The sequence below is a fragment of the Streptococcus mitis genome (assembly GCF_965111725.1).
GTDB classification, from domain to species: domain Bacteria; phylum Bacillota; class Bacilli; order Lactobacillales; family Streptococcaceae; genus Streptococcus; species Streptococcus mitis_DV.
This window is the reverse complement of the sequence record NZ_OZ217341.1, coordinates 881807-906405: the sequence shown is the minus strand read 5'-3', so window position 1 is coordinate 906405 and position 24599 is coordinate 881807. Positions and strand designations below refer to the sequence as shown.

General features: G+C 39.7%; 26 protein-coding genes. 4 read left to right on the top strand and 22 right to left on the bottom strand.

Going from position 1 to position 24599, the window contains the following annotated elements:
* Positions 1 to 49: 49 nt before the first annotated feature.
* The 3 genes from ACLV7Q_RS04500 to ACLV7Q_RS04490 all read right to left on the bottom strand — a co-directional run bounded on the left by ACLV7Q_RS04500 (position 50) and on the right by ACLV7Q_RS04490 (position 2680).
* On the bottom strand, positions 50 to 544 hold the full coding sequence (locus ACLV7Q_RS04500) for a YkgJ family cysteine cluster protein (RefSeq protein WP_000031484.1): 495 nt from the start codon (positions 542 to 544) through the stop codon (positions 50 to 52).
* Between the two features lie 133 nt (positions 545 to 677).
* On the bottom strand, positions 678 to 2411 hold the full coding sequence (gene ptsP / locus ACLV7Q_RS04495; protein ID WP_050117392.1) for a phosphoenolpyruvate--protein phosphotransferase: 1734 nt from the start codon (positions 2409 to 2411) through the stop codon (positions 678 to 680).
* 5 nt (positions 2412 to 2416) lie between these two features.
* Positions 2417 to 2680 carry a phosphocarrier protein HPr gene (locus ACLV7Q_RS04490; protein WP_000146947.1) on the bottom strand — a complete coding sequence of 88 codons (264 nt, stop codon included), beginning with the start codon at positions 2678 to 2680 and terminating at the stop codon, positions 2417 to 2419.
* Between the two features lie 349 nt (positions 2681 to 3029).
* On the opposite strand from ACLV7Q_RS04490, the gene nrdH reads away from it, so the two are divergent.
* The 3 genes from nrdH to nrdF all read left to right on the top strand — a co-directional run bounded on the left by nrdH (position 3030) and on the right by nrdF (position 6638).
* Positions 3030 to 3248, top strand: coding sequence for a glutaredoxin-like protein NrdH (gene nrdH, locus ACLV7Q_RS04485; RefSeq protein WP_000259242.1), 219 nt, complete (start codon positions 3030 to 3032; stop codon positions 3246 to 3248).
* 80 nt (positions 3249 to 3328) lie between these two features.
* Positions 3329 to 5488, top strand: coding sequence for a class 1b ribonucleoside-diphosphate reductase subunit alpha (nrdE, locus tag ACLV7Q_RS04480; RefSeq protein WP_218757759.1), 2160 nt, complete (start codon positions 3329 to 3331; stop codon positions 5486 to 5488).
* A gap of 187 nt (positions 5489 to 5675) precedes the next feature.
* Positions 5676 to 6638: a class 1b ribonucleoside-diphosphate reductase subunit beta gene (nrdF, locus tag ACLV7Q_RS04475; protein ID WP_023939068.1), complete on the top strand. Its 963-nt coding sequence runs from the start codon at positions 5676 to 5678 to the stop codon at positions 6636 to 6638.
* On the opposite strand, the gene ACLV7Q_RS04470 is transcribed toward nrdF, so the two are convergent.
* Positions 6635 to 6781: a hypothetical protein gene (locus ACLV7Q_RS04470; RefSeq protein WP_023933379.1), complete on the bottom strand. Its 147-nt coding sequence runs from the start codon at positions 6779 to 6781 to the stop codon at positions 6635 to 6637. The two genes, nrdF and ACLV7Q_RS04470, sit on opposite strands and share 4 nt — an antisense overlap.
* 190 nt (positions 6782 to 6971) lie before the next feature.
* On the opposite strand from ACLV7Q_RS04470, the gene ACLV7Q_RS04465 reads away from it, so the two are divergent.
* Positions 6972 to 7733 (top strand): DeoR/GlpR family DNA-binding transcription regulator, encoded by a 762-nt coding sequence (locus ACLV7Q_RS04465; protein WP_050239714.1) that lies wholly within the window; start codon positions 6972 to 6974, stop codon positions 7731 to 7733.
* On the opposite strand, the gene ACLV7Q_RS04460 is transcribed toward ACLV7Q_RS04465, so the two are convergent.
* The 18 genes from ACLV7Q_RS04460 to recN all read right to left on the bottom strand — a co-directional run bounded on the left by ACLV7Q_RS04460 (position 7723) and on the right by recN (position 24594).
* Positions 7723 to 7890, bottom strand: a complete 168-nt coding sequence (locus tag ACLV7Q_RS04460) for a hypothetical protein (RefSeq protein WP_218757758.1) — start codon at positions 7888 to 7890, stop codon at positions 7723 to 7725. The two genes, ACLV7Q_RS04465 and ACLV7Q_RS04460, sit on opposite strands and share 11 nt — an antisense overlap.
* 126 nt (positions 7891 to 8016) lie before the next feature.
* Complete coding sequence (locus ACLV7Q_RS04455; RefSeq protein WP_218757757.1) at positions 8017 to 8274, bottom strand: DUF3884 family protein; 258 nt, start codon at positions 8272 to 8274, stop codon at positions 8017 to 8019.
* A 42-nt stretch (positions 8275 to 8316) separates the two neighbouring features.
* Positions 8317 to 9723, bottom strand: coding sequence for a 6-phospho-beta-galactosidase (lacG, locus tag ACLV7Q_RS04450; RefSeq protein WP_218757756.1), 1407 nt, complete (start codon positions 9721 to 9723; stop codon positions 8317 to 8319).
* A 337-nt stretch (positions 9724 to 10060) separates the two neighbouring features.
* Positions 10061 to 11752, bottom strand: a complete 1692-nt coding sequence (locus tag ACLV7Q_RS04445; RefSeq protein WP_218757755.1) for a lactose-specific PTS transporter subunit EIIC — start codon at positions 11750 to 11752, stop codon at positions 10061 to 10063.
* The gene (locus tag ACLV7Q_RS04440; protein ID WP_001078331.1) at positions 11752 to 12069 is read right to left on the bottom strand and encodes a PTS lactose/cellobiose transporter subunit IIA; all 318 of its coding nucleotides are present in this window, start codon (positions 12067 to 12069) and stop codon (positions 11752 to 11754) included. The genes ACLV7Q_RS04445 and ACLV7Q_RS04440 overlap by 1 nt, the downstream gene beginning before the upstream one ends.
* Positions 12070 to 12104: 35 nt before the next feature.
* Positions 12105 to 12941, bottom strand: a complete 837-nt coding sequence (locus tag ACLV7Q_RS04435; RefSeq protein WP_166731130.1) for a PRD domain-containing protein — start codon at positions 12939 to 12941, stop codon at positions 12105 to 12107.
* Positions 12942 to 13175: 234 nt separating this feature from the next.
* Positions 13176 to 14156: a tagatose-bisphosphate aldolase gene (lacD, locus tag ACLV7Q_RS04430; RefSeq protein WP_001229114.1), complete on the bottom strand. Its 981-nt coding sequence runs from the start codon at positions 14154 to 14156 to the stop codon at positions 13176 to 13178.
* 1 nt (position 14157) lies between these two features.
* Complete coding sequence (locus tag ACLV7Q_RS04425; RefSeq protein ID WP_218757754.1) at positions 14158 to 15087, bottom strand: tagatose-6-phosphate kinase; 930 nt, start codon at positions 15085 to 15087, stop codon at positions 14158 to 14160.
* A gap of 10 nt (positions 15088 to 15097) precedes the next feature.
* Positions 15098 to 15613 (bottom strand): galactose-6-phosphate isomerase subunit LacB, encoded by a 516-nt coding sequence (gene lacB, locus ACLV7Q_RS04420; RefSeq protein ID WP_001216913.1) that lies wholly within the window; start codon positions 15611 to 15613, stop codon positions 15098 to 15100.
* A gap of 148 nt (positions 15614 to 15761) precedes the next feature.
* Complete coding sequence (lacA, locus tag ACLV7Q_RS04415; RefSeq protein WP_000029277.1) at positions 15762 to 16187, bottom strand: galactose-6-phosphate isomerase subunit LacA; 426 nt, start codon at positions 16185 to 16187, stop codon at positions 15762 to 15764.
* Between the two features lie 156 nt (positions 16188 to 16343).
* Positions 16344 to 17240 carry an aldose 1-epimerase family protein gene (locus ACLV7Q_RS04410; protein ID WP_218757753.1) on the bottom strand — a complete coding sequence of 299 codons (897 nt, stop codon included), beginning with the start codon at positions 17238 to 17240 and terminating at the stop codon, positions 16344 to 16346.
* Positions 17241 to 17319: 79 nt separating this feature from the next.
* On the bottom strand, positions 17320 to 17466 hold the full coding sequence (locus ACLV7Q_RS04405; protein ID WP_082242418.1) for a chlorohydrolase: 147 nt from the start codon (positions 17464 to 17466) through the stop codon (positions 17320 to 17322).
* A gap of 25 nt (positions 17467 to 17491) precedes the next feature.
* Positions 17492 to 18967, bottom strand: a complete 1476-nt coding sequence (locus ACLV7Q_RS04400; protein ID WP_218757752.1) for a PTS galactitol transporter subunit IIC — start codon at positions 18965 to 18967, stop codon at positions 17492 to 17494.
* 47 nt (positions 18968 to 19014) lie between these two features.
* Positions 19015 to 19320: a PTS sugar transporter subunit IIB gene (locus tag ACLV7Q_RS04395; protein WP_173279762.1), complete on the bottom strand. Its 306-nt coding sequence runs from the start codon at positions 19318 to 19320 to the stop codon at positions 19015 to 19017.
* Between the two features lie 38 nt (positions 19321 to 19358).
* A complete protein-coding gene (locus tag ACLV7Q_RS04390) occupies positions 19359 to 19835 on the bottom strand; it encodes a PTS sugar transporter subunit IIA (protein ID WP_000521974.1) in 477 nt (158 codons plus the stop codon).
* A 459-nt stretch (positions 19836 to 20294) separates the two neighbouring features.
* The gene (gene lepA, locus ACLV7Q_RS04385) at positions 20295 to 22118 is read right to left on the bottom strand and encodes a translation elongation factor 4 (RefSeq protein WP_218757751.1); all 1824 of its coding nucleotides are present in this window, start codon (positions 22116 to 22118) and stop codon (positions 20295 to 20297) included.
* Positions 22119 to 22196: 78 nt separating this feature from the next.
* The gene (locus ACLV7Q_RS04380; RefSeq protein ID WP_000133350.1) at positions 22197 to 22925 is read right to left on the bottom strand and encodes a metallophosphoesterase family protein; all 729 of its coding nucleotides are present in this window, start codon (positions 22923 to 22925) and stop codon (positions 22197 to 22199) included.
* Between the two features lies 1 nt (position 22926).
* Positions 22927 to 24594, bottom strand: coding sequence for a DNA repair protein RecN (gene recN, locus ACLV7Q_RS04375; RefSeq protein ID WP_218757750.1), 1668 nt, complete (start codon positions 24592 to 24594; stop codon positions 22927 to 22929).
* Between the last annotated feature and the right edge of the window lie 5 nt (positions 24595 to 24599).

Here is a 24599-nt window from a genome sequence, read left to right as displayed (position 1 = left end):
GAGAATTTTAATCTTGTAATCTTTGTTCAAAATTTAAAATTACAAATTTCTACAACTTATCCTTTAATTTCTCAACAAAGAGATAGGCTGCTGGGCAGGTCAAGGTATTCTTAATCGTCAAATGGTTGATTTGATGGATTTTTTTACGGTCGGTATGGGGAAATTCACGACAGGCCTTTGGACGAACGTCATAAATGGAACAGAGGTTATCTCCTCCTAAAAATGGGCAAGGCATTGATTTAAAAACCTTGTCTCCATCTTCATCCACCTGCAGAAATTCAGCTTCAAAGGCCGGCAATTTCATTTTGAAATATTTGGCAATACGGGTGATGTCTGCCTCTTTGAAGTCAGGACCCAAAGTCTTACAACAGTTAGCACATGCAGTGCAATCAATCTCCGAAAAGACTTCTTGGTGAATCTGCTGGGCTATCTTGTCTAGGTTTTTAGGAGGTTTTTTCTTTAGATTGGCTAAAACTTTACGGTGCTCCTTCTGCTTTTGCAAGGCCAGCTGGTGATAATACTCAATATCAATTTCTTTAGACATGGTTTCTCTCTTATTCTATTTACTTTCCCCTATTATACCATGCCTCTGACTCATTGAAAAGTGGAGTTTATTAGACTATACTTTCCCAAAATGCGTCAAAAAACCTTGCAACTAGGTTACAAGGTTAATGACATTAATCGAAATTAACGTATTCTTTTTGAAGTTCAAGAACTTCTTCCATTGTTGAACACTCTGTAAGGGCACGGTTTGCGTACTCTTCCATCTTAGCAGTATCCAATTTCTTCATCAAGCTACGTGTACGAAGTACAGATGTTGCTGACATAGAGAACTCATCCAAGCCCATTCCGACAAGAAGTGGAACAGCTTTTTGGTCACCAGCCATCTCACCACACATACCAGCCCATTTACCTTCAGCGTGAGCTGCCTTGATAACGTTGTTGATCAAGCGAAGGATTGATGGGTTATATGGTTGGTAAAGGTATGAAACTTGCTCATTCATACGGTCTGCTGCCATTGTGTATTGGATCAAGTCGTTTGTACCAATTGAGAAGAAGTCTACTTCTTTTGCAAATTGGTCTGCAAGCATCGCTGCTGCAGGGATTTCAATCATGATACCAACTTGGATGTCATCCGCAACTGCAACTCCTTCAGAAAGAAGGTTTGCTTTTTCTTCTTCATAAACTGCTTTAGCTGCACGGAATTCTTTCAAAAGGGCAACCATTGGGAACATGATACGCAATTGACCATGAACAGATGCACGAAGAAGGGCACGGATTTGCGTGCGGAACATTGCATCTCCAGTTTCAGAAATAGAGATACGAAGGGCACGGAATCCAAGGAATGGGTTCATTTCGTGTGGCATATCGAAGTAAGGAAGTTCCTTATCTCCACCAATATCCATTGTACGAACAACCACTGGTTTACCATTCATTCCTTCAAGTACAGCCTTGTATGCTTCATACTGCTCGTCTTCTGTTGGGAAATCTTGAGAATCCATGTACAAGAACTCTGTACGGTAAAGTCCAACAGCTTCTGCACCGTTGTTGTTAACACCTTCAACGTCTTTTGGAGTACCGATGTTAGCAGCCAACTCGAAGTGTTTACCGTCAGCAGTCACTGTTTGAGCATCTTTCAAAAGTGCCCATTCAGCTTTTTGTTTAGCATAAGCTTCACCAGCTGCTTTAAATTCTGCCGCTTGTTCATCTGTTGGGTTGATAATCACTTCACCAGTAATTCCGTTAACGGCAAGGATATCACCGTCTTTCACCACTTCAGTGATGTTATTTGTTCCCAATACAGCTGCAATTTCAAGTGTGCGTGCCATGATAGCTGAGTGGCTTGTACGTCCACCGATGTTTGTTACAAAAGCTTTTACAAAGTTTTTGTCCAATTGAGCTGTATCAGATGGTGTCAAGTCATGCGCAATGACAATCACTTCTTCATTGATAGAAGCTGGGTTTGGCAATTTCTTACCAAGAAGGTTTGCCAATACACGTTTTGTCACGTCACGGATATCCGCTGCACGTTCTTGCATGTATGGGTTGTCTTCCATGCCTTCAAAGATAGTGATGAACATATCAGTCACTTCTTTAAGACCTGCTTCTGCATTGACTTTCTTAGCACGGATTGTTTCTTTAATCTGACCAATCAATTCTGGGTCAGAAAGAACCATCAAATGAGCGTCAAAAACTTGAGCCGCTTCTTCACCAAGCGTACCTACAGCTTTCTCGCGGATAAGAGAAAGCTCGTTTTGAGAAGCTTCAAGAGCAACATCCAAACGAGCCTCTTCTGCGTTTGTATCTTCGACTGAAATAGTCTCGAATGACAAATCCGGTTGAACGAGTAGATATGCTTTTGCAACTGCAACACCGTCAGATGCTGCGATTCCTTTAAGCATTTCTGTCATTTCCCTTATGCCAATCCTTCTTTTTCCATTGTTTCTGAGATTGCAGCGATAGCGTCATCTGCATCTGCACCTTCAGCTGAGATAGTTACGTCAGCACCTTGGCCAACACCAAGACTCATAACACCCATAATTGATTTAAGGTTAACTGATTTACCTTTGTACTCAAGAGTGATATCTGAAGCAAATTTGCTAGCAGTTTGTACCAACAATGTTGCTGGACGTGCGTGAATACCTGTTTCTGCCACTACGTGGAAATCTTTAGAAGCCATAGTTTGACTCTCCTTTTGTTCTTTCTTTTTTGAGTTATATGTGATAACCCTTACAATTTGGTATTATACCATCTTCTAGGATTTTTTTCAAGCATTTTCTGGATTTTCCTTCAATTTCCTTTCAGATAACTTGCTGAAAATCTTCTATCCTAGATAACAAAACACAGGATATAGTTTCTTTAAAAACGATTTATAGGATAATCATTGCTGTTTTATAGAACAAACACTACATATTGTGTTTTGTGAGCTTGAGTAGAAAAAGAGACCACTATATTTAGTTTAAATCATTGACAAATTTTTATTTTCTGATATACTAAGATAGTATTAAATTTTGAAGAGGAGTTACACAATGGTAACCGTTTATTCTAAAAACAATTGTGTCCAATGTAAAATGACCAAACGTTTCTTGGACAGTAATAACGTTGAATATAAAGAAATCAATCTTGATGAGCAGCCTGAGTACATCGATCAAGTCAAAGAACTCGGTTTTAGCGCAGCTCCTATTATCCAAACACCAACTGAAGTCTTTTCAGGTTTCCAACCAGGAAAACTGAAACAATTAGCATAATCTTAGTACATCATCCAGAAGAAACTGCTTCCAGGGCTAACTTAGAAGCCTTTCTTTTGTAATTAGATAAGGGAAATTTTATGGGATTAAAACATCTTGAAGACGTGACTTACTTCCGTCTCAATAACGAAATCAACCGTCCTGTCAATGGACAAATCATGCTTCATAAAGATAAGGAAGCCTTGGATGCTTTCTTTAAAGAAAATGTAGTTCCAAACACTATGGTTTTTGATTCAATCAAAGATAAAATCAACTACCTCATTGAACACAACTACATAGAAACAGCCTTTATCAAGAAATACCGTCCAGAATTTTTGGAAGAATTGTCACAATTTATCAAAGACCAAAACTTCCAATTCAAGTCTTTCATGGCTGCTTATAAATTTTACAATCAATATGCCTTAAAGACTAATGACGGTGAATACTATCTTGAAAGTATGGAAGACCGTGTCTTCTTTAACGCCCTTTATTTCGCTGATGGGAATGAAGCTGTTGCAATCGATATTGCCAATGAAATCATCCACCAACGCTACCAACCTGCTACTCCTTCCTTCTTGAATGCTGGACGTGCTCGTCGTGGGGAGTTGGTATCTTGTTTCTTAATCCAAGTGACGGATGACATGAACTCTATCGGACGTTCTATCAACTCTGCCCTTCAACTTTCACGTATTGGTGGTGGTGTGGGAATTACCCTCAGCAACCTTCGTGAAGCTGGTGCACCTATCAAAGGCTATGAAGGAGCTGCTTCAGGTGTCGTACCAGTTATGAAACTCTTCGAAGATAGCTTCTCTTACTCAAACCAATTGGGTCAACGTCAAGGTGCTGGGGTGGTTTACCTCAATGTCTTTCACCCAGATATCATTTCTTTCCTTTCAACTAAGAAAGAAAACGCCGATGAAAAAGTACGTGTCAAGACTCTATCACTTGGTGTTGTAGTACCTGATAAATTCTACGAATTGGCGCGTAAAAATGAAGAAATGTACCTCTTCAGCCCTTACTCTGTAGAAAAAGAATACGGTGTGCCATTCAACTACATCGACATTACTGAAAAATACGATGAATTGGTCGCAAATCCAAATATTCGCAAGACAAAAATCAAGGCGCGTGATTTAGAAACTGAAATCTCTAAATTACAGCAAGAGTCTGGCTACCCTTATGTCGTCAACATTGATACGGCTAACCGTGCAAATCCTGTTGATGGAAAGATTATCATGAGTAACTTGTGTTCTGAGATTCTTCAAGTTCAAGAACCAAGCTTGATCAACGATGCTCAAGAATTCCTTCAAATGGGAACGGACGTTTCATGTAACCTTGGTTCAACCAACGTAGTCAACATGATGACTTCACCTGACTTTGGTCGTTCTATCCGTGCTATGGTTCGTGCCCTTACTTTCGTTACAGATAGTTCGCACATCGTAGCTGTTCCTACTATCGACCATGGAAATAGCCAAGCTCATACCTTTGGTCTTGGTGCCATGGGACTTCACAGCTACCTTGCCCAACAACTCATTGAATATGGTTCACCTGAGTCTGTTGAATTTACAAGCATCTACTTTATGCTTATGAACTACTGGACTTTGGTTGAGTCAAACAATATTGCGCGTGAACGTGGTATCACTTTCCACAATTTTGAAAAATCAGATTATGCTAAGGGAAGCTACTTTGACAAGTATGTAACTGGCGAATTTGTTCCAAAATCAGACCGTGTTAAAGAACTTTTCAAAGATGTCTTTATCCCAAGTGCTGCTGACTGGGCTGAACTTCGAGACAAGGTTCAAGCAGATGGACTTTACCACCAAAACCGTCTAGCTGTTGCTCCAAATGGTTCGATCAGTTACATCAATGACGTTTCTGCCTCTATCCACCCGATTACGCAACGTATCGAAGAACGTCAAGAAAAGAAAATCGGTAAAATCTACTATCCTGCTGCTGGCTTGTCTACAGAAACCATTCCTTACTACACTTCTGCCTACGACATGGATATGCGTAAGGTGATTGATGTTTACGCTGCTGCGACTGAGCACGTGGACCAAGGACTTTCACTCACACTCTTTATGCGTAGTGACATTCCAAAAGGACTTTACGAATGGAAGAGGGAAAATAAACAAACGACACGTGATTTGTCCATCCTTCGTAACTATGCCTTTAACAAGGGAATCAAGTCTATCTACTACGTCCGTACCTTTACAGATGACGGTGGAGAAGTCGGCGCCAACCAATGTGAAAGCTGTGTGATTTAGTTTCTAGCATAGAAACATTATTTTTCCCTAAGCAGCACTGATAAAATCAAATCTACTATGTCATAACATAATTTATGTAACATTTTAAAAGTCGGGCTTCCGACTTTTTGTGCGATACTCCTATAGAATTATGGTGAAATAGAAATAATTGTGAGTTCGCAATACTAAACACAGAAAGAGATTTCAAATGGAAACTTACTACAAAGCCATTAACTGGAATGCCATCGAAGATGTCATCGACAAATCAACTTGGGAAAAACTGACGGAGCAATTCTGGCTCGATACACGTATTCCCTTGTCAAATGACTTGGATGACTGGAGAAAGCTATCTAACAAAGAGAAAGACTTGGTCGGAAAAGTCTTTGGTGGTTTAACCCTTCTGGACACCATGCAATCTGAAACTGGGGTTGAAGCCCTTCGCGCAGACATCCGTACACCACATGAGGAAGCTGTTTTCAATAACATCCAATTTATGGAATCTGTCCACGCTAAATCTTATTCATCAATCTTTTCTACCTTGAATACTAAGGCTGAGATTGAAGAAATTTTCGAATGGACCAATACCAACCCTTACCTACAAAAGAAGGCTGAGATTGTCAACGAAATTTACCTAAACGGTAGCCCACTTGAAAAGAAAGTTGCCAGTGTCTTCCTCGAAACCTTCCTCTTCTATTCAGGTTTCTTCACTCCCCTCTACTATCTCGGTAATAACAAACTAGCCAACGTTGCAGAAATCATTAAATTGATTATTCGTGACGAGTCTGTTCACGGAACCTACATTGGTTACAAATTCCAACTTGGTTTCAATGAATTGCCTGAAGAAGAGCAAGAAAAACTCAAAGAATGGATGTACGACCTACTCTATACTCTTTATGAAAATGAAGAAGGCTACACAGAGAGTCTTTATGACGGTGTTGGTTGGACTGAAGAGGTTAAAACCTTCCTTCGCTACAATGCCAATAAAGCTCTCATGAACATGGGACAAGATCCACTTTTCCCAGATTCAGCTGAAGATGTCAACCCAATCGTTATGAACGGTATTTCAACAGGAACTTCCAACCATGACTTCTTCTCTCAAGTCGGAAATGGTTACCTTCTTGGCGAAGTTGAAGCCATGCAAGATGATGACTACAACTACGGTTTGGACTAATACTCTTCGAAAATCTCTTCAAACCACGTCAGCTTCGCCTTGCCGTAGATATGCTCACTGACTTCGTCAGTCTTATCTACAACCTCAAAACTGTGTTTTGAGCAACCTACGGCTAGCTTCCTAGTTTGCTCTTTGATTTTCATTGAGTATAATTCTCCACCACTCTTAACCATCAAAAAGTAAACTAGAAACAACAAAATAATAACTTAATAAAAATATCGAAAGTTTTGAAAATAAACTTCGATATTTTTGTTTTTGTTTTATTTTGTTGTTTTTGTATTTGAATGATGAGCTAGTTTATGGTAAGATAGTAGTAGGAAACGAGGTGATAATATGCTCAAACAAGAAAAATTAGCCAAAATTTTAGAGACAGTAAATAGTAAAGGAACCATAACGGTTAAGCAGATTATGGACGAAATAGCCGTTTCAGATATGACTGCAAGGCGCTATTTACAGGAATTAGCTGATAAAGATTTGCTGATTCGTGTGCATGGTGGAGCTGAAAAACTTCGAACCAACTCCCTTTTGACTAATGAGCGATCAAATATTGAAAAACAAGCCCTCCAAACGGCAGAAAAACAAGAAATAGCCCGTTTTGCAGGTAGTCTAGTAGAAGAAAGAGAAACTATTTTCATTGGACCAGGAACAACATTAGAATTTTTTGCACGTGAGTTGCCTATTGACAATATCCGCGTCGTGACCAACAGTCTACCTGTTTTTCTGATTTTAAGCGAACGAAAATTAACAGATTTGATTTTGATAGGTGGAAATTATCGCGATATTACAGGTGCTTTTGTTGGCACATTGACCCTACAAAATCTCTCTAATCTCCAATTTTCTAAAGCTTTCGTTAGCTGTAATGGTATTCAAAACGGAGCTCTAGCTACTTTTAGCGAGGAAGAGGGAGAGGCTCAACGCATCGCTTTAAATAATTCTAATAAAAAATATTTACTCGCAGATCATAGTAAGTTCAATAAGTTTGATTTTTATACTTTTTATAATGTATCAAATCTTGATACTATTGTTTCCGATTCTAAACTAAGTGATTCAATCCTTTTTGAGCTATCTAAACTTACTAAAGTCATCAAGCCTTAATAATCTCAAAGATTCTGGGTAACAACTCAATTTCAGAAGTAAATCTTCCCACAATAAAACGCATAGTATCAAGGTTTTCAACACCTGATATTATGCGTTTTTCTGTATCAAAGACTTTTTGCCCAATTGCTTTATCTGCAACCTCAAAGCTATGCATTGAGAAACCTGCGACTCGCTTCCTAGTTTAAAGTTGCTCTTTGATTTTTATTGAGTATAAGCAAGGTGATTAGATAAGAGTTTTGCAGAGTACTAGATATAAGATTTAACTTTTTTTGGAAATTGGTTACGATTGTTGAAACGGCATAAAATCTGAATCAAAGGAGATAGTATCCCATTCTTCAGGATTGATAAAATTTAAAAAGATATTTTTAAATTCTTCCAGCTCATAGTCTGAATGACAAATCCATTCTTTACCGGTAGAGACATACCATTTTCCAAGACTTTTCAATTCTTCATTCGTCAAACACGGTATTTGAGAGCATTTTTCAAAGTTGATAATATAAACTTTTTCATAAATAGATTGGATAAAATTTTTGAACATCTTTTTGCCTCACTAAAATTCTATATCTAATGACTCATTCTACTACTCAATCACTTGAGTTTCCGCTAGTTTCTTGTACCAGTGAGCTGATTTCTTAGGATAACGTTCTTGAGTTTCAAAGTCTACATAGAAGAGACCGTAACGTTTTTCATAACCGTTTGACCATGAGAAGACGTCCATCAATGACCAGATGAAGTAACCTTTTACATTCGCTCCATCTGCAATCGCATCAGATAACACTTCCAAGTGTTGTTTGACATAATCAATACGGCCATCATCGTAAACAGTGTTATCAACGAACTCATCTTTATAGCCGAGACCATTTTCAGTGATGTAAATCTTCTTGTAGTTCGGATAATCTTTCTTCACGCGCATGATTTGGTCATACAAACCTTGAGGGTAGATAATCCAATCCCAATCCGTACGTGGTACATAATCAGGAGCTACACGACGACCAACACCTTTGATTTGGTATTTAGAGCTTCCTTTCTCACCCTTACCATTATGGATAATTTCAGTTTCTCCATCAAAGGCTTCCATCCAGTCACTCATATAGTAGTTGATTCCAAGGAAGTCGTTCAAGTCTTTTGCGGCTTCTAATGCTGTGAAATCTTCTTCACGAAGATCCAAGCTACCACCATTGGCAGCCAAGATAGCCTCTACCCCTGCCAGAGTCTTTTCAGAGTAGTGACCCAGATAAGTTGCATCCAAGATAAATTTGTTATGGATAATGTCCTCCAACTCTGCCGCAATAACATCTGCAGGATTTTCAGGATCAAGTGGGTACTTGGTTGGGAGAGCGTGAACAACACCAATTTCACCTTTATAACCTTTATCTTTATATAGCTTAACTGCACGCGCATGAGAAACCATCATATTGTGGTGCGATTGGAAAACTTTGGCAAGGTCGTACTGAATACCTGGAGGGAATTTCCCAACCAAGTATTGACCATCACCGATTGGCCCAATTTCATTAAAGGTTGTCCAATAGTTTACTTCTGGGAATTCTTCAAAACAGAATGCAGCGTAGTCTACAAAGTGTTCAATATTTTCACGGTTTAAGAAGTCGCCATTTGAGTGGAGAGCTTCTGGTGTGTCAAAGTGATGAAGAGTTACAAAGGGCTCAACATGACGTTTGTGACACTCTGCAAATAAATTATGATAAAACTCAACACCTTTCTGATTTACTTGACCATAACCAGTCGGGAAAATACGTGACCAGGCAATAGAAATTCGAATGCCATTGACACCATACTCTTCTGCCAACTTGAGGTCAACTGGGTATCGATTGTAAAAATCACTAGCTGGTTCTGCAGTGTACCAGTAGTTATCTTCGAGATATTTATCCCACGCTACTGGTCCTTTACCATCAGTATGTGTAGCACCTTCTGCTTGATAGGCAGCTGTTGCGCCACCAAAAATAAAGTCTTTTGGAAGTGTTTTTGTCATTTTTTCACCTATTTCTTGATTTAAATAAAGTAAAAGTGAGAGGAGAGGAGTCAGTGAGCCATCCTTCTCCATCTCACTTCTTGTACCAAGTCACCGAATTGTGACATGAGGAGGTCAAAACGATGTCTTTTTACCGACGAATTAACAAGGCGATTAGGAAATTCGCCATAGCGATTTCCGTAACGAGAGGAGACTGTTTCACAGTCCCTATCGTTAATCGAATTGTGACATGAGGAGGTCAAAACGATATCTTTTTACCGACGAATTAACAAGGCGATTAGGAAATTCGCCATAGCGATTTCCGTAACGAGAGGAGACTGTTTCACAGTCCCTATCGTTAATCGAATTGAGCTTGCACGAATGCTAGAGCACCTTTTCCATCACGGGTTAGTTTGATGTATTGAGCGCCTTCTGTTTTCGCAAGTTTAATACCGAGCTTATCTGTTTCTGCTTTCATATCTTCAAAGTTTGAAGCAACTTGAGGGGCAAGGATAACCAAATCAAACTCTGGCAATATTTCACGGTGAGCACCATAGCCACCTGCTGCTGCTTTCACAGGAACATTGTACTCTGCAGCTGCCTTGTTCAAAGCATTTGCAAGGAGACCACTTGTACCTCCACCGGCACAGAGAACGAGGACATTTGTTTCGTCTGTTATTTTATTTTGTGCTGCATCGACACCCGCTTTTTCAAGAATAGCATCTGCTTTTGCAGTGTTGAAGTTTGCAGCAACTTTTTCTTTCAATTCATCATTAGATTTACCTGAACGTTCTTCTTCAAGAATTTGTTCATCATATACTTTAAGGAATGGATAGTAAATGACAACGTCAACCACAATTAGAAGGGCAGCAAGAATGAATGATAGAACTTGGAAGTTAGTACCAAGAACTAGACCTAGTGGAGCTGGAGTTGTCCATGGTAGATTAGCAGTAAATGAGTTCATTCCAAGAGTTTCAATAAAGAATTTAAAGATCCATACGTTTGCGATTGGAGCAAAGATAAATGGAATGAAGAAGATTGGGTTCAATACAAGTGGTGCACCAAACAAGATTGGTTCATTTACACCGAAGAAGGTAGGAACTACTGAAGCACGTCCGATTGCACGGTTACGTTTCGATTTTGTTAACCACATGAACATGAATGGAACAACTAGTGTCGCACCTGTACCACCCATGGTAACGATAAACATTTGTGTACCAGAAGTAAGAATCTTGTCAGCGTGCATACCTTGTTGAAGAAGGTTCAAGTTGACTTCGGCATTGGCATAGGTAATTGCTGCGATAGCAGGTTCAACAATAGATGGACCGTGAATCCCAACAAACCAGAAGAAGGCAAAAGCACCAAAGATAATGGTAATACCTAAATAGCCATCAGCAGCAGAGAAGAGTGGTGCGAAGAATTTACCGATTGATTCTGCTACACTAGCACCAACAAAATGACGTGCTAGTAAATCAAGAGCATAAAGTGAAACAACTGAGAGAGTGAATGGAATCACATCTTTAAAGACTTGTGAGATATTTGGTGGAACTTCGTCAGGCATACGAATAGTGACGTTGTTCTTAACACAAACCTTATAGATTGCTACAGTAACAAAGGCAGCAAGGAAGGCTGAAAGCAAACCTTTTGTCCCCAAGAATCCAGTAGCTAGGCCATTTTCGATAGGATCAGCTGCCAACATCAACAAACCAACAATTGCTGCCAACAATGTTGACATATAGTTGATTTGATTGGTTTTCTCCATGCTACGGTTTACTGAGTCGGTCAATGACTTAGCTGTTGTACCAGCTACCAAGAGAGCCAGAATTCCCATTGAATAGCTGTAAGGTTTCATCAGAAAAGCTACAACTTCATCAGACCACTTAAAGCCCCATGAGTTTGGTACAAAGGCAATCAAGATAAAGATACTTGAGAAGAGAATAACAGGCATACCTGCAATGAAACCATCACGAATAGCACGAAGATAGATATTACGAGATAGTTTCTCAAAGAAAGGCTTTCCTTTCTCAATAAATGCAATTAGTTTATTCATTATTTAACTCCTCTCTTATAAAGTTCGATTAAATGGTGCATTAGGTCTTTTAACAAGATAGTTGTCATTAAGTGGTCTTGACCATGCATCATGGTCACACTATACGCTAAGTCCTCACCAGAAGCTTCCTTAGTCAATAGACTTGTTTGCGCGTGGTGAGCCTCTGCAATACAGCTACCAGCTTCCTCTACCAGAGCGTCCGCTTTTTCAAAATCACCAGCTTCAGCAGCCTTCAAGGCTTCCAATAGTTTTGAACGAGCATCGCCAGCATAGGCTACGATTTCAAAACCTAACAATGTTACTTCTTCTCTATTCATGATAGAATTCTCCTTATATAGTTTTAAATAAATTTTTATGACAATAAACGTTGGATATGTAGAACTAGATAAACTCGTTCACTTTTATACAAATCAAGACCCGTATGTTGCGTAATCACATCATAGATCTTGGAACCAATCTCGAAGGCTTTTGGATAGGATTGTTTAATATGATCTTCCATATCCAGAAGTGATTGGTTATCATCTCTAGATCTGTCTAAATAATCCAAGAAATAATTCAAATGAATCATAAAGCGATCATAGAAATGGTTATTCTCTTTGGTTCGCTGAATTGCATATTCCTTTAGAACTTCCTCAACATTCCTGAGAATTTCTTTCCTCTTATCAATCGACTCCACAAGTTCCACTTCATTTTCACCTTCGGCATTGATGAAATGATAAGCAATCCGAATAATTTCGTCCTCAGGAAAATGATCTGCTAGCTTCTGACGATAAATTTCAAAAGCTTCATTTGCAATTTGAAAAGCGACAGGATACTTAGCAGAAATATCTGGCAGATTACTATCCTTGTACCTTCCTTGTGCTAGAGCTTGGTAAGAACAGTAAATATGATCTGTCAAGGTTACATAGAGATACTCTTGAATCGGATAATGATATTTCTTGGAAAGCTTATCAATAATCTCATAAGTCACTGTGATAAAATCAAGCGGAACATCTTTGAGGAGAGCCATAAAGTTTTCTCTGGACTCTTCGGTCTTCATCCGAAAGATTTTCTCAACCTGATTTTCAGCAATCAAATCTCCCTTCTTCTTTCCAAATGCAATCCCCTTACCAATTACAATCACCTCTTCTCCCTTATCATTTCTGACAAGCGAGACATTGTGATTCATTGGATTTAGAATTCGATACATGTCAACCTCCTTTTATATCTTAAAGGTATATGAGTACAAAAAATGACCACAAATGAACTAGAAAATCATCCGATTCCTAATTCACCTGTGATCATGCCTAATATTACTTAGTAACACTCACCTTGTATTAACTTGTGATTTAAGTATAGCACAAGTAAGTTATTTTGTAAACCTTTACATACAACTTTTTTTAAAAATTTTTTAGTTTCATGTTCCTAACCTAGGAGGACTTTCTTACACGCGTTCTTTCCATGAAGTCGCTGTTGTTTGAAGAACTTTGTTGAGTTCGTCAATATTTTCAAATCCAGTTGTGCGAAGCCATTCGCGAGCTGCTGCTTCACCATCTTTGATGTATGCTTCAACTGATCCAGCCCATGTTGCACGGCCACAAAGAACTCCGTTAAAGTTTGCACCTGATTCATGAGCAAATACAAGAGTATCTTGGAAGAGTTTAGCTGATACACCAGCACTCAAGTAGATGTATGGCAAGTTAGTTGCTTCATCTTGAGCTTTGAAGAAGGCTGCTGCTTCTTCACGTGTATAAACCACTTCACCTTCAGCGAAGCCTTCAACATATTTAATGTTAACAGGAACTTCTACTTTCAAGACATCAATGTTAAAGCGTGGATCTGAGAAGACTTTCATAGCACCGATAACTTTGTGTGGTTTTACTTTAGCGTATTCTACAGAACCTGCATCAGCAATTTTTTCATCGTAAGCAAGGATTTCAAGGAAGAATGGAATATCTTCAGCCACACACTCAGAACCGATACGTTCGATATAAGCTTGTTTTTCTTGGTTGAGTTCGTCTGAGCTATCTACGTCATAGTAAAGCAAGAATTTAACTGCATCTGCACCTTCTTCTTTAATACGTTTTGCAGACCAAACATCCAAGCAGTCTGGCAAGCGTTTTGTGCTTGTTGTGTCGTAACCTGTTTTTTCATAAGCAAGGAGAAGACCAGCTTTTTCATCAAGAGCTTTAGTTGCTGGAAGTCCATATTCAGGATCAAGAAGCATAGATGAAGCGTATTTAGTCAATTCATCTGCTACCAAAACTTTAAGTTCTTCCATTTGAGCCACAGTTGGTTCTTCTGTTTGGTGTTGAGCCATGAGGCGTTTCAAAGCACCACGTTGGTCAAAAGCAAGAGCTGAGATGATTCCATTTTCATCAGAAAGTTTTTCTAAGCGTGCACGTTTTTGTTCTGTTAAAGCCATTTTATACCTCTTTTACTATTAATTGATCATATAGAGCTTGATAGTTAGCCATGTTGACATGACCAGTCATTTTTTCTTGAGCATTGAGCATACCAAGGACATTTGCCTTGATTAAAAGTTCTGCATCCGATTCTTTATGAAGAAGTCCTGAAGAAATTCCTGCTACAGTAGAATCTCCAGATCCAACAGGATTTACTACCTGAATTCTAGGAATATCTACCTTGTAGAAAGTGTCACCATGTTTGGCAAAAGCACCGTTGGCACCAAGTGAAACTATAATCCATTCAATACCTGCAAACAAAGGTTCTTGAAGGACTTCTTTTAATTCATCCAAATCCTCAGAAACTTCTCTTCCTAGAAGTTGAGACAATTCTTCATTATTTGGTTTGATGACTGTTGGTTTATGTGGTGATTCAAGAACCGCCTGAAGTGCTGCACCAGAGCAGTCCAAGACAACAGGCTTGCCAGCTTGATTAGCAAGATCTACCAAGCTTGCATAGTAATCAACTGGAAGGCCAGCTGGCAGACTACCTGAGATAGCTACTACTTCAACTGACTCCAAGAGTTTTTTGAAATGTTCCAAAAAGTCTTGACCTTCCTGTTCCAATACTACAGGACCTTTTTCAAGAACTTCTGTTTGGTTGTCTCCGTGAAGAATAGCGATACAGTTACGAGTTTCTCCTTGAATTGAGAAGAAATCTTTCTTTACTTGATTATCGATATGTTCAACCAAAAACTCACCAAGTTTACCACCCACTAAACCAGTAGCAAGAACAGAATCCCCAAATTCTGAAAGTACTCGGGTAACATTGAGTCCCTTACCACCAGCCGTTTTGGTTACATCCACCACACGATTGACAGTATCAATCTTCAACTCATCCAAGGGATAGGAAATATCAATGGATGGGTTCATTGTGACTGTTAAAATCATAAGTCACCTCTTAATCGTGGTATTCTCCGCGATCCCATTTTTCAAGGAATTCCGTGAAGAAGTTTGCATCTGTTTGTTGAGCATTGTGGCTTTCGACGTGTTCAATTTTCGCAATCAATTTCTTGTTTTCTTCAGATGGTTTGTATTCAGCATGGATGAAAGCTTCGATGATATCACACATGAGCAATTCACCAGTAATCTTACCACCAAAGCCGATAACGTTAGCGTTCAATTGTTCTTTAGCATAAAGGGCTGTTGTCATATCACGAACCAAGGCAGAACGGACACCTGGAACTTTATTTACAGCGTTGTTGATACCAACACCAGTACCACAGATACATACCCCAAGATCAGCTTGACCGCTAGTTACGGCTTCACCAACTTTTTTACCAAAGATTGGGTAGTGAGTACGTGTATGGTCATATGTACCAAAGTCAATGACTTCATATCCTTTTGATTTCAAAAATTCTGAAACCGCCATTTTTTCATCTGTTACGATGTGGTCACATCCAATTGCAATTCTCATTAGTTATTCCCTCCGATTAATTATATAAATCTAATATCATTTATCCCTACTCAAAAAAAATCAAGATTAGCTTAGGAAGCGAGCTGCAAGCATAACTGAGGTTAGCTAAAGTGAGCTGACAACAGATTATCTTGATTTTTGAAGAGTATTAGCACATTTTGTTCAACATGTCGACCCGAATCTGGTGACGTCCACCATCGTATTTACCGTTAACAAATCCTTTAGCGATGTTTTTAGCCAATTCATCACCAACAAGTTGTGCACCCATAGTGATCATACGTGAGTTGTTGTGGCCACGAGTCATATAAGCTGAACGTTCGTCAGATACTTCTGCAGCAACCATTCCTTTGATTTTTGTTGCGACCATAAATGGACCAGCTCCATAGGCATCAATTACGATACCAAGGTTTTGTTCTTCTTTGTTTACTTCTGCAGCAACAGCGAGAGTCACATCAACAAAGTCTTGACCTTCAGCTGTAACATCCACAACGTGGAAATTTTCTTTTTCCAAGAAGTCTTTCACAACTTCTTTCAATCTCAAACCTGCAGCATCTGCACCGATAACAATAGACATATTGTATACTCCTTTTTATTTTTTCTATGCTGGATTCCAGCAGTGTATTGGCTGTCTTTAAAAAACAGTCAATTAGTCCTCACAAACATAATATACTACTATTGTTTGAAAAAGTCAACAGTTTGTGTTTGTTTTTGTTATTTATTTTTTACTTTTTTATAAAACTTCTATCTCAAACCCTATTTCTTCAACCTGATTGGCTTCTAAGAGACGAACATTCTTCTTATCTTCTAAATGATCTCCTTCTTCAAGGGATGTTGACAAGCCAGACCATGGTTCAAAGGCAATGAAAGGTCCCTTGTTCAAAGTTGACCAGATGATGAGGTTTGGAAACTCTGCAAAGTGCACTTTCAATCCCTTATCATGTTTACGAGAACGAAGGGCAATTGTTCGAGATTGCAATTCATCCAAAGTCACTGCATCTGTGCTGAAAAGATCATAGCTGAGGTCTAATTCTTTTTGACCATCTAGCCATGGACTTCTATCTTGGAAATCCAACATACCTGTTTCTGGGAAAGGACGTGGAACAGAGCAAGTCTCTTCTTCCTCAAACTCTAAATAGTAATCTTCATAGATCTCATCATCCAGTAAGGGACAATTAAAGCCTGGATGTCCACCAATAAAGTAAGGCATGACCTTGCTAGTTTCTTTATTGAAAATCTTGTATTGAGTCCGTACTGTCTTGTCAGTAAGGATATAAGTGATTTCTAGGCGGAAATGATAAGGATAGTTTTGATAGCTATTCTCATCGTCTTCAATTGCAAAAGTTACACTCTTGTCTGTCTGTTCAACTAATTCAAATTCTTTCTTGCGAACCAAACCATGACGAGGAATCTTTCCTTTACTTTCTTGTCCCTTATCATCTATATAGAAGGCTGTATCTTCTCTCAATGAACCACAAATGGGAAAGAGAACAGGAGCTTGTCCACTCCAATAAGTAGCATCCCCTTGCCACAAATACTCCAGTCCCTCAGCATCTTTTATAGAAGAAAGAGCCCCACCAAAACTGTTAAATTGAACTCTTAATTGTTCTGATTTTAATTCAATTACCATTATTTTCTCCGATTTCTTGATAGTTTATAAAAAACTAGGCTGTCACTCCTAGAAGGTATGACAACCTAGTTTCAACAATTTACACTCTGCGAAAATCCAATTCAAACTTCGTCAGCGTCGCCTTGCCGTAGATATGGTCACTGACTTCGTCAGTCTTATCTACAACCTCAAAACTGTATTTTGAGCAACCTGCGACTCGCTTTCTAGTTTGCTCTTTGATTTTCATTGAGCTTACATTTTATAGGAGCGCATTATTTTGCTTTTGCTGCATACTCTTCATTACGTTTAATCATTTGTTTTCTGTACCAAGCAAAGATACCGATATAGAATACAAGGAAGACTACTGCACCAAGGATTGCTTTGATATCACCAGTTGTAGTGTTACCAATTGTCCAACCAAGAAGTTTTTCGATTGGTCCTTCAAGAGTTGAGTGAGTGATCAATTGAGTTTCACTCACACCTGCTGGGAAGGCACCTACACCTTTAGCAAGTTCTGTTGCAAATGGTGCGATAAGTGTACCTGAAAGAAGGAAGAGTGGCAACAAGAGTGTTCCAAAGATGATCATACGGAGCAATTTACCACGAGTTACAACCAAGAGAGCTGGAGTAACACCCATAGCGATGATACCTGCAAGTGGCAAGATACCATTTCCGACTTTTGAAAGAAGCACCGCTTCAACCAACATAATTGGAGCAAGTACGTTGGCACAAGCCCAGATTTCAGCACGACCAGCGATGAATGGCCAGTCAAGACCGATGTTGAATTTACGTCCTTGAAGACGTTTAGTAGCAACGTTTGTAATACCTTGTGATAGTGGTTCTACGGCTGCGATGAACCATGAACCGATAAGTGAGAAGAGTTCCAAAGATACACCGGCAGTCAAACCAAGAGACAACCATCCTCTGATAACAAGACGCCATTTATCTGCATCTTCAACTCCTGCAATTGGATGTGGAGTTCCCATAATACCGATTACAATACCAAGGATGAAACCGATAAAGAATTTAGAACCCCAGAAACCAATTTTCTTGTTCAATTTAGCAGCATCAAAGTCATATTTATCAAGACCTGGGAAGAATTTTTCAAAAATCTTATCCAAAACCATGATAACTGGGTTCATCATGTAGTTCATGTGAGTTGATGTCATTGGTGATGAACTTGGAGCGTTAAGAAGGTCATCAAATGTAGGTTTCATCAAGTCAGAGTTGATAATTTTCAACACACCAACAAGGACGATAGCTACTGTAGCAATAAAGAGTGAAACCCCTTGACTCACACCGTTGTTATCTGCATACCATTTAATCAAAAGACCTGTGATAGACAAGTGCCAGATATCAAAGATATCGACGTCAAGTGTATCTGTTTTCTTCATAGCAAGCATCACTATGTTGACAATCAACATGATGAGCAAGAAGTATAGTGTCCAAGCAGAACCCCAAGTGATTGTAGCAAGTGGTGCCCAACCAACGTCGGTAATACTCAATTGAATACCAGTATTTTCAACGAATTTTGCTAGTGATGCTGAGAAAGCAGTGTTTAGCATACCGATGATGGCACCGATACCTGTAAGAGCGATGGCAAGTTTGATACCACCTTCAAGCGCTTTGGAGAATTTCACTCCAAAAAGTAGAGCCAATACTGTCAAAATGATTAACATGATGACAGGTCCACCCATATCTAAGATGGGATTGAAAACCTTTCCGATTAGGTCAAAGATTGCATCCATAACAGTTCCTCCCTTTTTTATGTTATATGAATGTTAACAAATTAGAATTAGCTTAACCCGTGTTCTTTAATGGCTGCTTCAATATTATCATATACTGGAGCACTCATAGCTGGGATACGGAATAAGATTGGTCCAGCTTCGATAACTGGAATACCTGGGTCAAAACCAAGGTCTGTCGCAGCAATTGGTGTGAAGATGTCATAACCTTTGATAAGATCTTCGTTAACGTCTTTGACCATGACTGCATCACAGTGAACATCAAAACCACGGTTTGAAAGTTCTTCTTCAAGAGCACTTTTAATTTGGTGGCTTGAGTTAACACCTGCACCGCAGGCAGCAAGAATTTTAATCATATGGATCTCCTCCGATTTAATATTTTTAATAGACAAGATTAAGCGATTGCTTCAGCGATATAAGCATAGAGGGCTTCTGGTTCAGAAATCTTTGATAGGTCTTCAAGATGACCATTTCCAGTAAAGAAGTCCATCAACTGAGCAAGAATATTCGTTTGACTTGAACTCGAGTTATTGATGATAAAGAAGAGCAAGGATACTTCTACTTCCTTATCTGGCGCAATCATATTATGGAAAGTCACCGGTTTCTCTAATCGAACGACCACAACTTTTTCAGCCAGATTATGAACAATATCTGTGTGAGGAATAGCTACATTCGGCAAATCCTTACCTAAAAATTCCATATCTAAGCCAGTTGGAAATGACTTTTCACGCGTGATCAAGGCTTCACGATAGGTCGGAGTTACGATTTCTCGTTCTTCCAATAAAGTTGCAACCTGATCAAAGAGATGTTCTTGATTATCCGCTTCTAAGCAAAACACAAGGTTTTTGTCAAAGAAATGATCTAATCCCATAAGGTTTTCCCTTCTTTCCATTAACTTTATGCCATAAGTATAACACTATATGAAATCGTTGTCAATAGTTTTCTGTTGATTTTTGTCTCTTTTTTTATATTTTTGTTGTGTTTATAGTTTGTTATATAAAAATAAACACACAAACAAATACTCCAAGCATTTTTTCTGTTCTAATACTCAATGAAAATCAAAGAGCAAACTAGGAAGCTAGCCTCAGGTTGCTCAAAACACAGTTTTGAGGTTATAGATAAGACTGACTAAGTCAGCTCAAAACATGGTTTTGAGGTTGTAGATGAAACTGACGAAGTCAGTGATCATATCTATGGCAAGGCGACGCTGACGTGGTTTGAAGAGATTTTCGAAGAGTATAGAAACTAAAAAAGCAGGCCATTAAAGCCTGCTTTACTATTGATTCTTATATAAATTTTCCTGTGAACAAGGAAAGGCATTTCTGATAACTTATTCTTCATCCATACTCAAGACGCTGAGGAAGGCTTCTTGTGGGACTTCAACTGATCCAATAGCTTTCATACGTTTCTTACCAGCTTTTTGTTTTTCAAGGAGTTTACGCTTACGAGAAACGTCACCACCATAACATTTAGCAAGTACGTTCTTACGAAGGGCCTTGATATCAGTACGAGCCACAATTTTGTGTCCAATTGCTGCTTGGATTGGTACCTCGAATTGTTGACGAGGAATAATTTTCTTGAGCTTATCAACGATGAGTTTCCCACGTTCGTAAGCAAAGTCCTTGTGAACGATAAAGCTGAGGGCATCCACCTTGTCTCCATTGAGAAGAATATCCATTTTCACCAGCTTAGATGGACGATACTCTGACAATTCGTAGTCAAAGCTTGCATAACCACGTGTCGAAGACTTAAGCTTATCAAAGAAGTCAAAGACGATTTCAGCAAGTGGAATTTGATAGATAACATTGACACGATTGTCATCAATATAGTCCATAGTCACAAAGTCCCCACGCTTACGCTGAGCTAGCTCCATCACTGCTCCAACAAACTCCTGTGGTACCATGATTTGCGCCTTAACATAAGGCTCTTCAATGGTCGCAATCTTAGTTGGGTCTGGAAATTCAGATGGGTTAGACACATCCATTGACTCACCGTCGGTTTGATTAACCTTATAGATAACAGATGGAGCTGTCATGATGAGATCGATATTGAACTCACGTTCCAAACGTTCTTGGATAACATCCATATGGAGAAGTCCAAGGAAACCACAACGGAAACCAAATCCAAGTGCCTGAGATGTTTCTGGTTCAAACTGAAGACTAGCGTCATTCAGTTGCAATTTTTCAAGCGCTTCACGTAGGTCATTGTACTTGTTTGACTCGATAGGATAGAGACCCGCAAAGACCATAGGATTCATCTGCTTGTAACCATGTAATGGCTCTGCCGCAGGATTGGTTGCCAAGGTAACGGTATCACCCACACGAGTATCCTGAACCGTCTTAATAGAAGCTGCAATATAACCAACATCACCAGTCGCAAGGAAATCACGACCAACTGCTTTCGGAGTAAAAATACCAACTTCTGTCACATCAAAGGTCTTACCATTGCTCATAAGCTGAATCTTATCTCCAGGTTTAACCACCCCATCCATGACACGCACTTGGAGAATAACCCCACGGTAGGCATCGTAAACAGAGTCGAAAATCAAGGCCTTAAGTGGCGCCGTCACATCACCTGTTGGCGCTGGTACTTTTTCTACAATTTGCTCGAGGATTTCTTCGATACCGATACCAGCCTTGGCAGAAGCCAATACTGCTTCACTGGCATCCAAACCAATGACATCCTCAATCTCAGTACGCACGCGCTCAGGATCTGCAGCAGGTAGGTCAATTTTGTTAATGACTGGCATGATTTCCAAATCATTGTCCAAGGCTAGATAAACGTTGGCAAGGGTTTGAGCCTCAATACCTTGAGCGGCATCGACCACCAAAATCGCTCCCTCACAGGCAGCTAGCGAACGTGAAACTTCATAGGTAAAGTCTACGTGCCCCGGCGTGTCAATCAAGTGGAAAATATAAGTTTCCCCATCTTTTGCAGTATAATTCAGCTCGATGGCATTGAGTTTAATGGTAATCCCACGTTCTCGCTCTAAATCCATGCTATCCAAAAGCTGGGCCTGCATTTCACGGCTTGAAACGGTCTCTGTTTTTTCCAAAATGCGGTCTGCTAGAGTTGATTTCCCGTGGTCAATATGGGCGATAACAGAGAAGTTACGGATCTTCTCCTGTCGTTTTTTCAATTCTTCTAAGTTCATGATTCTCTTCCTTTCAGGGTATCTATTTATTATAAATTGTTTTTGACATTTTGACAAGACCATACCCTGCTAGGAGTACTAATCTTCAGCGACAAAGCCGTCATTTTCGATAAAGTGGTGTTCTGTCATTCCTTGGTCTGTAAAGACAATTCCGTGAAGGACACCACCATAGACAGCTCCTCCGTCCATCCCAATCTTGCCATCTTCTGTTGTCCAAAGCTCAGCAGTACCACGCTCTTGCTTTAACAAACCATAAACTGGTGTGTGACCAAAGACAATGGTTTTTCCAGTATGATTTTCTGCTTCGTGGAATGGTTTTCTAAGCCAGACTTTCTTATAATCTGTGGTTTCATGCCAGTCGTCCAAGGTCAAATCAATACCTGCGTGAACAAAGATATACTTATCTGTCTCTACCACAAAAGGCATTTGACGAATAAATTCGACCAAGTCTGCTGCTTCAGTAGCAACACGCTTGGCATCCTCAACTCCATCAACCGGTGCATCCAAGGGACGACCTAGGATAGAGTTAATGGTTGTATCTCCACCATTGCGACGATAGTGATCATAGCTTTCTTCTGGGTCATCGAGCCAAGTCAAAAACATATACTCGTGATTTCCTGACAAACAGATAGCCCCTTGATTATCGACCAAGTCCTTAACCATCTCTAGGACACGGCGACTATCCTCACCGCGGTCAATCAAGTCCCCTAGAAAGAGCAACTGAGTCTGACCATCCCATGTTTTGAGAAGGTCTTCTAGCATCCCAGCTTTTCCATGAACATCTCCAATTACATAATAGTCTGTCATCTTATTTCTCCCTGTTTCTCAACAATTCTCTAGCTTGCGTCAGGGCTGCTTCCGTCACATCATCACCTGCCAACATCTTGGCAACTTCCTCTACTCGCTCTTCAACCGTCAATAGACGAACAGTCGAAACCGTTGAATGCTCATTGCTAATCTTTTCAATAAAGAATTGATAATCCGCAATCGCAATCACTTGTGGCAAGTGGGAGATAGCTAGAACCTGACCATGTTGGCCAATCTTGTGAATCTTCTGTGCAATAGCCTGAGCTACACGGCCTGAAACTCCCGTATCCACTTCATCAAAGACAATACTTGTCTTGCCTTCTTTACGTGAAAAGGCAGACTTAATGGCTAGCATGAGACGGGATAATTCCCCACCAGACGCAACCTTAACCAAGGGTTTAAAGTCTTCGCCAGGATTGGTTGAAATGTAAAACTCAACCATTTCATTTCCCTCACGACTGAATTTGCCCTTGCTAAAACGAACCTGAAACTGGGCTTTCTCCATATAAAGATCTTGCAGTTCTTGTTTAATCTCAGCTTCAAGCTGCTGAGCTAAGTCATGACGAGCAGATGCAAGCTGACCTGCCAAATCAACAAGATTAACTTCCAACTTCTTAAGCTCTGCTTCCATGTCCTCAGAAGAAAGGTTATTGCCTGTCAATAGATTGTATTCTTCCGTAATTTTGGCAAAATAAAGCAAGACATCGTCAACAGTCCCACCGTACTTACGGGTAATAGTATGAAGGAGATCCAAACGATTTTCAACCTGCATGAGACGATTGCCGTCAAAATCAAGGTCCTCAATAATAGCTTCCAGACGCTTGCTAATATCTTCTAAGACATAGTAGGTCTCAGACAGAGAGCTTGAAATTTCACGGTATTCCGGGTCGTACTCTTCGACACTTTCCATGTCATTCATGGCTGAACGAACATTGGCCAGACTTGAAAACTCTTCATTGTCCAACATACTGTAGGCACTGGTTAGGGTATCCGCAATATTTTTATGGTTAAGAAGCTTCTCTCGCTCTTGATTGAGAGCCAGGTCTTCACCTGCTTGCAAGTTTGCCGCCTCAATCTCTGCCATTTGAAATTCCAACATTTCAATACGAGACTTGTGTTCCTGTTGGTTTTTCTTGACTTCCAGAACCTGCTTACGCATTTTACGGTAGGCATCAAAACTCATTTGATAGGTTTCTTTCAAGTCCCAAAAAGCCACATCGCCAAATTCATCCAACATCTGGATATGAAGTTGGGGACGCATTAACTCTTCTTGGTCATGCTGACCATGTATATCCACCAGATGTTGCCCAATAGCACGCAAAACAGACAGATTGACCATCTGGCCATTGACACGACTGATACTCCGACCATTTTGCAAGATTTCCCGACGGATGATAATTTCATCCCCCATTTCCAAACCTTGCTCATCAAAAATTTCCTGTAAAAGGCGACTATTTTCAACGGAGAAAAGCCCCTCAATCTCTGCCTTTGGTGCACCATGACGAATAACATCTGTCGTCGCACGAGCTCCCAACATCATATTCATGGCATCAATGATAATCGACTTCCCTGCACCCGTTTCACCAGTCAGAACAGTCATCCCCTTTTCAAAATGGAGGGAAATAGCCTCAATAATCGCAAAGTTTTTTATCGAAATTTCAAGTAACATATAGA